We start from the raw sequence: 12,176 nt of genomic DNA, 5'->3' as shown, positions 1-12,176 counted from the left end.
CCTCGTCAACCGAGGGCGGGGCTTTTTATTGAGCTAGCGGATTATTCGGCCAGCTTGAAGGTAATGAAGCTGGCACGCCCCTGGCGCAACACACGCATGGACACCGAACGATTCTTCGGCAACGCCTTGGCGATGTCGGTGAATTGCTTGGTGGTTTCAATGGCCTGGTTGTTCAGGTGAGTAATGACGTCGCCCGGTTGCAGGCCGATCAGTGCCGCAGGACCGTCCTGTACTTCCTTGATCACCACGCCGCTCTTGAGGTCGAAGCTTTTCTTCTGCTCGTCGGTCATCTCGACCACAGCAATACCCAGGCGGTTGCTGCTGCGCTCGGCACCAGGCTTGGCGTTGCCCAGGGCATCGAGGGTGGCGCCCTCTTCGGGGATGGCACCGACGGTCAGTTCAACGGTCTGGCGCTTGCCTTCACGAATCACTTCCAGCTTGGCCTTGGCGCCGGCCTTGAGCGCGCCGACCAGATGCGGCAGGTCGGCCGACATGACAATTGGCTGGCCATTCATGCTCAGAATCACGTCGCCGACTTGCAGGCCGCCCTTGGCTGCCGGGCCACCGTCCTGAATCTGCGCGACCAGGGCACCGGCCGGCTTGTCGAGGCCGAAGGACTCAGCCAGATCCTTGTTCACTTCCTGGATCACCACGCCCAACCAGCCACGGCTGACCTTGCCACCGCTCTTGAGCTGATTGGAAACGTCCATGGCCACGTCGATCGGGATGGCGAACGATACGCCCATGAAACCACCGGAACGGGTGTAGATCTGCGAGTTGATCCCCACCACTTCGCCGGCCAGGTTGAACAGCGGACCACCGGAGTTGCCCGGGTTGATCGGCACGTCGGTCTGGATGAACGGCACATAGTTCTCGTTCGGCAGGCTACGCCCAATGGCGCTGACGATGCCTTGGGTCACGGTGTGGTCAAAGCCGAACGGCGAACCGATGGCGACAACCCACTGCCCGGCTTTCAAGTCCTGGGATTTACCCAGCTTGAGAACCGGCAGGTCCTTGCCATCGATCTTCAGCAAGGCCACGTCGGAGCGCGGGTCAGTACCCACCAGCTTGGCTTTCAGCTCACTGCGATCCGCCAGGCGCACGAGGATCTCGTCGGCATCGGCAATCACGTGGTTGTTGGTGAGGATGTAACCATCCGGCGAGATGATGAAGCCCGAGCCCAGGGACTGCGCCTCACGCTGGCCACCGCCACCGCGGGGCGAACGCTGTTGCGGCATGCCGCGCTCGAAGAACTCGCGCAGCATCGGCGGCAGGCCTTCCAGGTCCGGCATCTGCTGATTGGAGACTTTGCGGTCCGGCAGTTTCTGCGTGGTACTGATGTTCACCACCGCAGGCGAGGCCTGCTCAACCAGTTGGGTGAAGTCAGGCAACTCGGCCGCTTGCGCAGGCAAGGCCTGACCCAGCACCAATACCGTGGCGACTATGGATAGATAAGACTTCAAACGTGGTATCGACATACAGCTCCCGTTACGACGAGCAGGGTTGAGCGACAGGGTTCAAGAAACGCCGAAAACTGCGACCGACATTTTTGTTCCGCGAACAAAGCAAGGCCAGAGCCGACAAGCCCTGACCTATAAAAAACATGGGGGATTTTTGCAAGTGAAAATGCTGATCCATTCATTTCATGCTCTCGGCAACCGACCCGGCATGGGCTTAACATTGAAAGCTCAGGATGAACATAGGATTAACAACTCACGGCTGGGCGGCGGTCTTTTTTTCGCCGCGCACCGACAGTGCGATGCGCTCAGCAGTACCGATCGGAATTTCGCCGACAACCGTCACCATCATCTCGCCGTCCACCGTGTTCAGGCGCCGCGAGACGGCGACTGTAGGCCCCAATTGGGTGCGGGTTTCAGTGACGCTTGCATCGTTGATCGGCTCAAGAAATACCGAGAAGCGCGCCAGCCCGTCTTCATACATCAGGCTATCGACCGTTGCTTTCGTCTGGGTATCGGTGCGCGCTGCGCTATTGGTCAGTTGAAACCCCGGCGGCAACCATTCCATATGCCAGTTCTCGGTGGTCGGGACTTGCGGCGCGCTAGCGCCAGCTGCGGCGATAGGCGTGCATTCGCTGCTGGGTTGCAAATCACGATCACCCGGCACGGTCGACGTATTTAAACGCGTGAACTGAAAACGCTCCAGCAACTGCCCCTGGTCATTGAGCAGCAGGGACTTGAGTGGCAAGGCGGTATCACGGTCCAGGTGCAGCTCGAAGCCGTAACGATATTGGTCACGGGGCGTGATCGAGACGATCACTGCATTACGACCGGCCACGCGGGACTTGCCGATGACGGCCAGCTCATAGAATTCATTGAGTTTTTGCGGATCAAGCGCACGTGACGGTGCATCACGCGAATTGCCAAGGCCCGCGACAAGAGTGCCGCTGACACACTGAGTACGGCCGTCCAACCGCACGACTTCCTGGGCAGAGCCATCGAGCTGCAAGAGCCGCTCACGGACCTGGCCATCCTGGACACGATGCCAGATGTCATGGGTGGAAAAACTGCCGTTACGCTCGTAGACGAACGTACCTTGAAAGCTTTGCTGCTGCTCTGCACGCCCAAGTCGAGTCAGCCAGTCTTGGGCTTCATCGGCGTGGGCGGGGAGTGCAAACCAACTGCTGAGCAAAAGCGTAAGGAGCGGTATGGCGCGCATAGAGCTCCTTACGAATCAGCGGTTTTCCAGGCTTGCGGCGCGAGCATAAGGCAGCGCGCTTTCAGTGCCTTTCAGAGCCGATTCCTGTGCGTGTTGGCGCAGGTAGCCTGGAAGACGCTGGTCCTGCCAGCCGGATTGGCCTTGCAGTACACCGTTGGCCATCGGACCGGTGGTGTCAGAGCTTTCCTTGTAGCCGGCCAATACCGCTGGGCCTTTGACTTGCGGACCGGCCATGACCGGCTGCTGGGTCTGCTGAGCCAGTTCGGCACCGGCGATTTCGTCCTGGTTGTACAGGCGAACACCCGCCAGCACTGCAACAGTCACCGAGGCAGCGACTGCCAGGCGACCCAGGCTACGCCATGGACCACGAGCAGCTTTTGCCGGAACGGCTTCATCAGCCAGAGCGGCAGAAACGGCCGCAGCAATATCCAGACGAGGGATTAGAAGATCCTTGTGCATCACCGCCCGAGCGACTTGGTAACGAGACCAGGTATCACGGGTTTCGGCGTCATCAAATGCGTTGAGCACTCGACGAAGTTCCAGTTCATCCGCTTCGTTATCCATCACTGCGGACAGCGATTCCTGCAGGGCATCACGACTCATGGCGGTTCCTCTCTTGGCTGTCGCCGCTGTCTTTAGTTCTCTTGCAACAACGGTTGCAAGGCTTTATCGATGGCTTCCCGGGCCCGGAAAATCCGTGACCTTACAGTCCCCACCGGACACTGCATGACGCTCGCAATGTCTTCGTAACTCAGACCATCGAATTCACGTAAAGTTAACGCCGTACGCAAATCTTCTGGCAGTTGCTGAATGGTGCGATGAACGGTGCCTTCGATCTCGTCGCGCAGCAATGCACGCTCCGGCGACTCGAGATCTTTGAGGCCGTGATCACCATCATAAAATTCAGCATCTTCTGAACTAACATCACTATCCGGTGGGCGGCGTCCGCGAGAGACCAGATAGTTCTTCGCCGTGTTGATGGCGATGCGGTACAGCCACGTGTAAAACGCACTGTCGCCGCGGAAATTGCCTAGTGCACGGTACGCCTTGATAAAGGCTTCCTGTGCAACGTCCTGCGCTTCATGGGTGTCGTGCACAAACCGCACGATCAACCCGAGAATTTTGTGCTGGTATTTCAGCACTAGCAGATCAAAAGCTCGCTTGTCGCCGCGTTGAACGCGCTCGACCAGCTGCTGATCCTCTTCCTGGGTTAGCATGAACACTCCTCGTTGTACTTGAAGGAGGCTTGCATAACTAAACGATCAGGCTTGCAAACATAGACTCGGTCTTTTCGCAAAAGTTCTCCCCCTTCAAGCAAGTTTCCGGCACGCACTGATTTGGCACACACGAAAAACGCAGCACGGGCAACGCCGGCTGCGCGAATAATCTTGTCGCCGGTTTTCTGACGCGTCCAATGCTCCCGACGGGCCAATAAACTCAACGTTTTCCCAGCTTTCGGGCAACCTGCTATTGAGTCGAGGCTTATGCAAAAAGTTCCCGCTTCAATAACCAGCTGATTCTACCCGAGCCGTGCACCGTAATCTCACATTGCCACGAATGCCCGGCTATTGTGCCGCTCCCCCCCTCTATATACTAGTAGCCCGTGTGCCCCTTTGATTCGCCGATCCAGGCGTCCTGTCTGCGCCTGCCCCTTGGATCGCTTTTTGCGGAATCCTTCTAATGAGCCAACAGTTTCAACACGATGTCCTGGTGATCGGTAGCGGCGCGGCCGGCTTGAGTCTGGCGCTGACCCTCCCCAGCCATCTGCGCATTGCGGTCCTGAGCAAGGGCGACCTGGCCAACGGCTCGACATTCTGGGCCCAGGGCGGCGTCGCTGCCGTGCTGGATGACACCGACACGGTGCAATCCCACGTCGAAGACACCCTCAACGCCGGCGGCGGCCTGTGTCATGAAGACGCGGTGCGCTTCACCGTGGAGCACAGCCGCGAGGCGATCCAATGGCTGATCGACCAGGGCGTGCCGTTCACCCGCGATGAACACGCAGGCAGCGATGACGGCGGTTTCGAATTCCACCTGACCCGCGAAGGCGGCCACAGCCACCGTCGCATCATCCACGCCGCCGACGCCACCGGCGCCGCGATCTTCAAGACCCTGCTCGACCAAGCCCGCCAGCGCCCCAACATCGAATTGCTGGAGCAACGCGTCGCCGTCGACCTGATCACCGAAAAACGCCTGGGCCTGGAAGGCGATCGCTGCCTCGGCGCCTACGTGCTCAACCGTGGCAGCGGCGAAGTCGACACCTACGGTGCGCGCTTCACCATTCTCGCTTCGGGCGGCGCGGCCAAGGTCTACCTCTACACCAGTAACCCTGACGGTGCCTGCGGCGACGGCATCGCCATGGCCTGGCGTTCGGGCTGTAGGGTGGCGAACCTGGAATTCAACCAGTTCCACCCCACCTGCCTGTACCACCCGCAGGCCAAGAGCTTCCTGATCACCGAAGCCCTGCGCGGCGAAGGTGCACACCTGAAACTGCCGAACGGCGAACGCTTCATGCAACGCTTCGACCCGCGCGCCGAACTGGCCCCACGGGACATCGTCGCCCGCGCCATCGACCATGAAATGAAGCGCCTGGGTATCGACTGCGTGTACCTGGACATCAGCCACAAACCCGAAGCTTTCATCAAGACCCACTTCCCCACCGTCTATGAACGCTGCCTGGCCTTCAACATCGACATCACCAAAGGCCCGATCCCGGTCGTCCCGGCCGCGCACTACACCTGCGGCGGCGTAATGGTCGACCAAAATGGCCGCACCGACGTGCCCGGCCTGTACGCGATTGGCGAAACCAGCTTCACCGGCCTGCACGGCGCCAATCGCATGGCCAGCAACTCGCTGCTCGAATGCTTCGTCTACGCCCGCTCGGCGGCGGCGGACATCCTCGAACAACTGCCACGCATCCCCGTGCCGGATGCCCTGCCCCGCTGGGACGCAAGCCAGGTCACCGATTCGGACGAAGACGTGATCATCGCCCACAACTGGGACGAGCTGCGGCGCTTCATGTGGGACTACGTGGGGATCGTGCGTACCAACAAGCGCCTGCAACGCGCGCAGCACCGGGTCCGGCTGTTGCTGGATGAGATCGACGAGTTCTACAGCAACTACAAAGTCAGCCGCGACCTGATCGAGTTGCGCAACCTGGCCCAAGTCGCGGAGCTGATGATCCGCTCAGCCATGGAACGCAAGGAAAGCCGCGGCCTGCACTACACCCTCGACTACCCCGAGATGCTGCCCGAAGCCCGCGACACTATCCTGGTGCCAACCACCTACGGCGACTGAACTTCAAGCGCACCCGCAGGCGCCGATGCACATCGGCTGCCTGCGAATCACCCGGCACACAGATCGAACGCACCCACCACTGCCCCGGCACGCGATAGCGCAGCACCACGATCAGCGGCAACGCCAGGCTGTCGGGGCGCAACTGCACGCTATGCCAACCCCGCTCGGCGCTGAACAGGTGCCAACCGTCTGCGTCGCGGCGCAGGCCACGAATCGACGAACGGTGAGTCAGCAGGATATGACGCGGCAAGACCCAGGCGGCATGCGCCAGGCACACCAACAGACCAAGGCTGGAATAGGACAGATCAAGCAACAAAAGCGCACCCAGCGCGAACAGCTGGGCAAGGAGATACGCCGCCAGCAACAGCCGTGAGGCCTGCCAGCGGCATTCAAAGGCGTGATTACTTGGGCTGGACACGATCCAGAATCATCCGAACCATGCGCTGCAGCTCCGGATCTTCAGATTCGGCGCGCTCCATGAACCAGCCGAACATGTCCTGATCTTCGCACGTCAACAGCCGCACATAGAGGTCGCGGTCCACTTGATTGAGCGTCGCGTAAACCTCTTTGGTAAAAGGCACCAACAACACGTCCAATTCCAGCATGCCACGACGGCTGTGCCAGTAGAGGCGATTGATTTCAACATCTTCGACCATGGAACGCTCCTCAAATAGGCGGCAAGTATACAGGCCCGGCCGCACCCGAACAGTCGGCTTTGGTCGCCCCATACGGAAACTATCCATTTGCCGGGCGCCCCTCTATGATGCACCCATGACTTTTTGACCTGCGATGACCCATGGCTGACTCCGCTTTCTTCTGCCCCCTGTCCCACGAAGGCGTTCTCGCCGTCCGCGGCTCCGACGCTGCCAAGTTCCTGCAAGGGCAACTGACCTGCAACCTCAACTACCTGAGCGATACCCAGGCCAGCCTCGGCGCGCGCTGCACGCAAAAAGGGCGCATGCAATCGAGCTTTCGCATCCTGCTGCAAGGTGACGGCGTGTTGCTGGCCATGGCCACCGAGCTGCTGGAGCCGCAACTGGCCGACTTGAAGAAATACGCCGTCTTCTCCAAATCCAAACTCACCGACGAAAGCGCCGCCTGGGTGCGTTTCGGCCTGATGGGTGCGGATCCGGCACTGGCCGCCCTCGGCCTTGAACTGCCAGCCGAGACCGACAGCGTTGCACGCACCGAGCACTTGATCGCCATTCGGGTTTCGCCCGAGCGCGCCGAGCTCTGGGTGCCCGTCGAGCACGCCGACACCGTGCGCGCCCAATTGGCTGCGCAAGCGCAAGAAACCGACCTGAACGAATGGCTGCTGGGCCAGATCCGCGCCGGCATCGGCCAGGTCATGGCGCAAACCCGCGAACTGTTCATCCCGCAGATGCTCAACCTGCAAGCCATCGGCGGCGTCAGCTTCAAGAAAGGCTGCTACACCGGCCAGGAAATCGTCGCGCGCATGCAGTACCTGGGCAAACTCAAACGCCGCCTGTACCGTTTGCGCCTGGATACGCCTGAAACACCCGAGCCAGGCACCCCGCTGTTTTCGCCCAGCCATAACAGCTCGATCGGCGAAGTGGTGATTGCAGCAAAAGCTGACCAGACGATTGAACTTCTGGCCGTATTGCAAGCCGAAGCTGCCGATAGTGGCGATGTGCATCTAGGCAGCCTTGAAGGCCCCGCCCTGCACCTGCTTGACCTGCCGTACACACTCGACCGCGATCGAGAGATCCAGCGTTAATCGCCGTACCTTTTGGCAACACCCTAGAGATTCTGAATGAACAAGCTGGCGGAAAAAGTCCAACAGGCTTTGATTACGGCCATCGGCAACGATGATCTGGTTCTGCCGACATTACCCGAAGTGGCGCTGCAAATTCGCCAGGCCGCTGAAGACCCGGAAATCAGCATCAGCCACTTGAGCAAAGTGATCGGGCGCGACACCGCGCTGTCGGCGCGCCTGATCAAAGTGGTCAACAGCCCGCTGTTGCGTGCGACCCAGGAAGTCACCGACCTGCACACCGCCATCACTCGGCTGGGCACCAACTACAGCAGCAACCTGGCCATCGGCCTGGTGATGGAACAGATCTTCCACGCCCGCTCCGAAACGGTCGAACAAAAGATGCGCGATGTCTGGCGCCGCAGCCTCGAAGTGGCAGGCGTCAGCTATGCATTGTGCCGCAGCCACAGCCAGCTCAAGCCGGACCAGGCAGCCCTTGGCGGCCTGGTGCATCAGATCGGTGTGCTGCCGATCCTGACCTACGCCGAAGACCACTACGAACTGCTATCGGACCCGATCGCCCTCAACCACGTGATCGACAGCATCCACCCACTGCTCGGCGACAAGCTGCTGCACGGCTGGGATTTCCCGGAGATGCTGGCCAGCCTGCCGGGGCAATACCTGAACCTTGAACGTGACTCCGCCAGCCTCGACTACATCGATCTGGTGCAAATCGCCATGCTGTATTGCCATCGCGGCACCGACCACCCCTTGGCGGATGTGGTGGTTTCCACACTCCCCGCGCTCAAGAAGCTGCGCGTCGATCCGTACAGCGAAGCCCTGCGCGTCGAGCTGGATGAAGCACGCTCGATGTTCTACTGATCAACCGGCGATAAAGCTCACCCGCACCTTCAATCCCGCCAGTTCGCCATCGTGCAGGCTGATCTGCGCCAGGTGCGCGCGGCAGATCTCGCCGACAATCGCCAGCCCCAGGCCAGAGCCCAAGCCCTGCTGGCTGCGGCGGTAGAAGCGCTCGAAGACCCGGTCGCGCTCATCCAGCGGGATGCCCGGGCCATCGTCCTCCACTTCCAGCACCGCCGGCGACGTGACCCGCAAGATCACATTGCCACCCGGTGGTGTATGGGCCAGGGCGTTGTCCACCAGGTTGCTCAACAACTCGTTCAACAGCGTCGGCTCGCCGCGCAGCCACACCGGCTCATCGGCCTCCAACGCCAACGCCACACCGCGTGCATGGGCCAGCGGCGCCATGGCCATGCCCAGCTCCCGGGCCAATTGGCTGAGATCGAGCAGTTGCGCACCGCCCTCGGCAATCGCCCGTGCACCGTTTTCGATACGCGCCAACGACAACAGCTGATTAGCCAGATGGGTCAGGCGATCCGTGCCCTGGGCCGCGCTTTCCAGGGTGCTGCGCCAGGTCGATGGGTCTTCGGCACGCAGGCCCAACTCCAAGCGCGCCTTGAGCGCCGCCAGCGGTGTGCGCAGCTCATGGGCCGCGTCGGCAATAAACTGTGCCTGGCGCTCGAACTGGCCACGCAGGCGTTCGGTGAAGTGATTGAGCGAACGCACCAACGGGCCGAATTCATGCTGCACTTCCACCAACGGCAGCGGCCGCAGGTCATCGGGTTGGCGCTCTTCCACGGCGGTGCGCAAACGCTCCAGCGGGCGCAACGCGGCGCTCACGGCAAACCACACCAACAGCAAGGCACCGACGGCAAGCATGCCCAAGCGCAGCAAGGTATCAGCCATCAGGCTGCGCGCCATGCTCACACGGGCTTCGTCGGTCTCGGCCACGCGGATCTCCGCCATGCCGTTCATGTTTGGCTCGGAGACCGCCTTGAGCAGGCTCACCACACGCACCGGCTGGCCCAGGTAGGTGGCGTCGTAGAACCGCGCCAATGCTGGGTAATCATCGGTGCGCGGCGTGCCGGGTGGCGGGCCGGGAAGGTTTTCGTAGCCGGAAATCAGCTTCTGATCAATATCATTGACCTGATAGTAAATACGCCCGGCGCTGTCGTAGGCAAACGTGTCCAGGGCCACATACGGCACGTTGGCACTGAGGGTGCCGTCGACCTGGGTCAGGCCGGCGGCGATGGTCCGCGCCGAGGCGAGCAAGGTGCGGTCGTAGGCGGTGTCGGCGGCCTCGCGCCCGTTCCAGTAGGCACTCATGCCGCTGGCGAGCATCAACAACACCAGCAACAGCGCCAGGTTCCACAACAGGCGCCAGCGCAAACTGCTGGGTTTATGCATCGCGCGCTTCCAGCAGGTAACCGAGGCCACGAAAGGTCACGATGGCGATGGGCTGGCCATCGAGTTTTTTGCGCAGACGGTGCACGTAGATTTCGATGGCATCGGGGCTGGCTTCTTCGTCCAGGCCGAACACCTGGGACGCCAGCTGCTCTTTACTCATGACCCGCCCCGGACGTGCAATCAGCGCCTCAAGCACCGCCTGCTCGCGGGACGTCAACGTCATCAGTTCGCCACCCACCGTAAAGCGCCGGGTATCCAGGTCATAGACCAACACACCACACGCCTGCTGGCGCTCGCCGCCCAACACACTGCGCCGCAGCAACGCCTTGACCCGCGCTTCCAGTTCCGTCAGTTCAAAAGGCTTGGCCAGGTAATCGTCGGCGCCGAGGTTCAGGCCGTGCACGCGGTCCTTCACATCACTGCGCGCGGTCAGCATCAACACCGGCAGGTTTTTCCCACGCGCCCGCAAGCGTGCGAGCACCTCGAAACCGTCCATGCGCGGCAGCCCCACATCGAGGATCGCCGCCGCGTATTCCTCGCTGCTCAAGGCCAGGTCCGCGGCCACGCCATCGTGCAACACGTCGACGGTCAACCCCGTGCTCTTGAGCGCCTGGGCAACACTTTCGGCGAGTTGCAGGTGGTCTTCAACCAACAGGACACGCATGGATTTGTACCTCGTTCAGGGGTGGTCGACGCCACGCTTTGGCGGGCAGTTTACAGGCGCAACCTGCCCTGTGAAGCCCGAAAACATTGAAAGGTGGTTGAAAGGTTAGTGAAAGCTTCGCCCTTTAGCATCCAGACACGGTGGTCTTTGCCCACTGAGCTGCCTGAGCCGCAGCGCCCGAAAAACGCCTCGAAGCGTTTTCGCCAAAATAAGAACAATAACGGAGTACACCACGATGCTGTCGACACAGCCCCAGGCATTCTCGCCTGTGCGTTTTTCCCGCCTGACCCAGACCGCCCTTGCCAGCGCCGCTGCCCTTGCCGGCTTTTCGCCGCTTAGCCAGGCTGCCTTCTTCGAAGACAGTAGCGGTACCCTGGAAACCCGCAACATGTACTTCAACCGCGACTTCCGCGACGGCACCAGTGCACAGCAATCCAAACGCGACGAATGGGCCCAGGGGTTCATGCTCAACCTGCAATCGGGCTACACCGACGGCACCGTCGGCTTTGGCGTGGACGCGTTGGGTATGCTCGGCGTCAAGCTCGACTCCAGCCCCGACCGTACCGGCACCGGCCTGCTACCCACCCATGATGACGGCCGCGCCGCCAACGAATACGCCAAGCTGGGCCTGACCGGTAAAGTGAAGATCTCTGCCACCGAGCTGAAGATCGGCTCATTGGCCCCCGAACTGCCGATCCTCAAGCCCAACGACGGACGCATCCTGCCGCAAACCTTCAACGGCGGCCTGGTCACCTCCAAGGAGTTCAAGAACCTGGTGTTCACCGGCGGCCGCCTGGACAAAGCCAAGGACCGCGACGACACCAATTACGAAGACATCGCCCTCAACAACAAAAACAGCCGCTTCGTCAGTGGCGCCACCGGCAAGCACTTCAACTTCGGTGGCGTGGACTACAAGTTCGCCGACAAGATCACCGGCAGCTACCACTTCGCCCAGCTCGATGACGTGTACCGCCAGCACTTCCTCGGCCTGGTAGCCGCCCGCCCGATGGGCCCCGGCACCTTCTCCACCGACCTGCGCCTGGCCATCAGTGATGACACCGGTAGCGCCCGTGGCGGCAAGATCGACAACAAATCCCTCAACGGCCTGTTCAGCTATGCCCTCAATGGCCATAAGCTCAGCGCCGGCTACCAGCACATGTCCGGTGACAATGCGTTTCCGTATGTGGATGGCAGCGACCCGTACCTGGTCAACTTCGTGCAGATCAACGACTTTGCCGGCGCCGAAGAACGCTCCTGGCAAGCGCGCTACGACTACGACTTCGCCAAACTGGGGATTCCCGGCCTGAGCTTCATGAGTCGCTACATCTCGGGTGACAACATCCAGCTCAAGAACGGCGACACCGGCAAAGAGTGGGAACGCAACAGCGAGATCAAATACGTCGTACAGAGCGGCACGCTCAAGGATGTGGCCGTGCGCCTGCGTAACGCCACGTACCGCTCCAACTATTCAGCCCGTGATGCGGATGAAATGCGCGTGCTGGTCAGCTACAGCATTGCGCTTTGGTAACAGCCACTCATAACAACAATGACGGAGAT

Annotated in this window: 12 protein-coding genes; 4 read left to right on the top strand and 8 right to left on the bottom strand. The window is 61.0% G+C overall.

All coding sequences use genetic code 11. From position 1 onward, the window contains the following. Nucleotides 1-41: 41 nt before the first annotated feature. The 4 genes from PSH81_RS07220 to rpoE all read right to left on the bottom strand — a co-directional run bounded on the left by PSH81_RS07220 (nt 42) and on the right by rpoE (nt 3,893). Nucleotides 42-1,478 carry a DegQ family serine endoprotease gene (locus PSH81_RS07220; RefSeq protein ID WP_192299159.1) on the bottom strand — a complete coding sequence of 479 codons (1,437 nt, stop codon included), beginning with the start codon at nt 1,476-1,478 and terminating at the stop codon, nt 42-44. Nucleotides 1,479-1,713: 235 nt separating this feature from the next. Next, nucleotides 1,714-2,676, bottom strand: coding sequence for a MucB/RseB C-terminal domain-containing protein (locus tag PSH81_RS07215; protein WP_192299160.1), 963 nt, complete (start codon nt 2,674-2,676; stop codon nt 1,714-1,716). A gap of 15 nt (nt 2,677-2,691) precedes the next feature. Next, a complete protein-coding gene (locus tag PSH81_RS07210; protein ID WP_003172479.1) occupies nt 2,692-3,279 on the bottom strand; it encodes a sigma-E factor negative regulatory protein in 588 nt (195 codons plus the stop codon). A 32-nt stretch (nt 3,280-3,311) separates the two neighbouring features. Beyond that, nucleotides 3,312-3,893: an RNA polymerase sigma factor RpoE gene (gene rpoE, locus PSH81_RS07205; protein ID WP_003172477.1), complete on the bottom strand. Its 582-nt coding sequence runs from the start codon at nt 3,891-3,893 to the stop codon at nt 3,312-3,314. 463 nt (nt 3,894-4,356) lie between these two features. Here rpoE and nadB point away from each other — a divergent pair, with 463 nt between their 5' ends. Beyond that, nucleotides 4,357-5,973: an L-aspartate oxidase gene (gene nadB / locus PSH81_RS07200; protein WP_226455274.1), complete on the top strand. Its 1,617-nt coding sequence runs from the start codon at nt 4,357-4,359 to the stop codon at nt 5,971-5,973. Here nadB and PSH81_RS07195 read toward each other — a convergent pair. Next, nucleotides 5,942-6,391, bottom strand: a complete 450-nt coding sequence (locus PSH81_RS07195; protein ID WP_192299166.1) for a hypothetical protein — start codon at nt 6,389-6,391, stop codon at nt 5,942-5,944. The two genes, nadB and PSH81_RS07195, sit on opposite strands and share 32 nt — an antisense overlap. Next, entirely contained in the window at nt 6,375-6,629 is a 255-nt protein-coding gene (locus PSH81_RS07190; RefSeq protein ID WP_014717362.1) for a succinate dehydrogenase assembly factor 2, read from the bottom strand. The genes PSH81_RS07195 and PSH81_RS07190 overlap by 17 nt, the downstream gene beginning before the upstream one ends. Before the next feature lie 140 nt (nt 6,630-6,769). On the opposite strand from PSH81_RS07190, the gene PSH81_RS07185 reads away from it, so the two are divergent. Continuing rightward, complete coding sequence (locus PSH81_RS07185; RefSeq protein WP_226455272.1) at nt 6,770-7,711, top strand: folate-binding protein YgfZ; 942 nt, start codon at nt 6,770-6,772, stop codon at nt 7,709-7,711. A gap of 36 nt (nt 7,712-7,747) precedes the next feature. Continuing rightward, the gene (locus PSH81_RS07180; RefSeq protein WP_226455271.1) at nt 7,748-8,569 is read left to right on the top strand and encodes an HDOD domain-containing protein; all 822 of its coding nucleotides are present in this window, start codon (nt 7,748-7,750) and stop codon (nt 8,567-8,569) included. On the opposite strand, the gene PSH81_RS07175 is transcribed toward PSH81_RS07180, so the two are convergent. Together PSH81_RS07175 and PSH81_RS07170 are read right to left on the bottom strand one after the other, a co-directional pair. Continuing rightward, nucleotides 8,570-9,955: a sensor histidine kinase gene (locus PSH81_RS07175; RefSeq protein WP_305392239.1), complete on the bottom strand. Its 1,386-nt coding sequence runs from the start codon at nt 9,953-9,955 to the stop codon at nt 8,570-8,572. Next, a complete protein-coding gene (locus PSH81_RS07170) occupies nt 9,948-10,619 on the bottom strand; it encodes a response regulator (protein WP_010212220.1) in 672 nt (223 codons plus the stop codon). Before PSH81_RS07170 ends, PSH81_RS07175 begins: the two co-directional genes overlap by 8 nt. A gap of 235 nt (nt 10,620-10,854) precedes the next feature. On the opposite strand from PSH81_RS07170, the gene PSH81_RS07165 reads away from it, so the two are divergent. Beyond that, nucleotides 10,855-12,147, top strand: coding sequence for an OprD family porin (locus PSH81_RS07165; protein WP_192299170.1), 1,293 nt, complete (start codon nt 10,855-10,857; stop codon nt 12,145-12,147). Nucleotides 12,148-12,176: the final 29 nt, after the last annotated feature.

The organism is Pseudomonas sp. FP2335 (assembly GCF_030687535.1).
Lineage (GTDB): Bacteria > Pseudomonadota > Gammaproteobacteria > Pseudomonadales > Pseudomonadaceae > Aquipseudomonas.
Note: the sequence above shows the minus strand (reverse complement) of the source record. Positions and strands in the feature narration are given on the sequence as shown.

What these genes read in the sequence shown, in the direction of transcription:
- PSH81_RS07165 (WP_192299170.1), top strand. Translation starts at nt 10,855, where the DNA reads ATGCTGTCGACACAGCCCCAGGCATTCTCGCCTGTGCGTTTTTCCCGC.
- PSH81_RS07190 (WP_014717362.1), bottom strand. Translation starts at nt 6,629, where the DNA reads ATGGTCGAAGATGTTGAAATCAATCGCCTCTACTGGCACAGCCGTCGT.
- PSH81_RS07210 (WP_003172479.1), bottom strand. Translation starts at nt 3,279, where the DNA reads ATGAGTCGTGATGCCCTGCAGGAATCGCTGTCCGCAGTGATGGATAAC.
- PSH81_RS07180 (WP_226455271.1), top strand. Translation starts at nt 7,748, where the DNA reads ATGAACAAGCTGGCGGAAAAAGTCCAACAGGCTTTGATTACGGCCATC.
- PSH81_RS07185 (WP_226455272.1), top strand. Translation starts at nt 6,770, where the DNA reads ATGGCTGACTCCGCTTTCTTCTGCCCCCTGTCCCACGAAGGCGTTCTC.
- PSH81_RS07220 (WP_192299159.1), bottom strand. Translation starts at nt 1,478, where the DNA reads ATGTCGATACCACGTTTGAAGTCTTATCTATCCATAGTCGCCACGGTA.
- PSH81_RS07215 (WP_192299160.1), bottom strand. Translation starts at nt 2,676, where the DNA reads ATGCGCGCCATACCGCTCCTTACGCTTTTGCTCAGCAGTTGGTTTGCA.
- nadB (WP_226455274.1), top strand. Translation starts at nt 4,357, where the DNA reads ATGAGCCAACAGTTTCAACACGATGTCCTGGTGATCGGTAGCGGCGCG.
- rpoE (WP_003172477.1), bottom strand. Translation starts at nt 3,893, where the DNA reads ATGCTAACCCAGGAAGAGGATCAGCAGCTGGTCGAGCGCGTTCAACGC.
- PSH81_RS07175 (WP_305392239.1), bottom strand. Translation starts at nt 9,955, where the DNA reads ATGCATAAACCCAGCAGTTTGCGCTGGCGCCTGTTGTGGAACCTGGCG.
- PSH81_RS07170 (WP_010212220.1), bottom strand. Translation starts at nt 10,619, where the DNA reads ATGCGTGTCCTGTTGGTTGAAGACCACCTGCAACTCGCCGAAAGTGTT.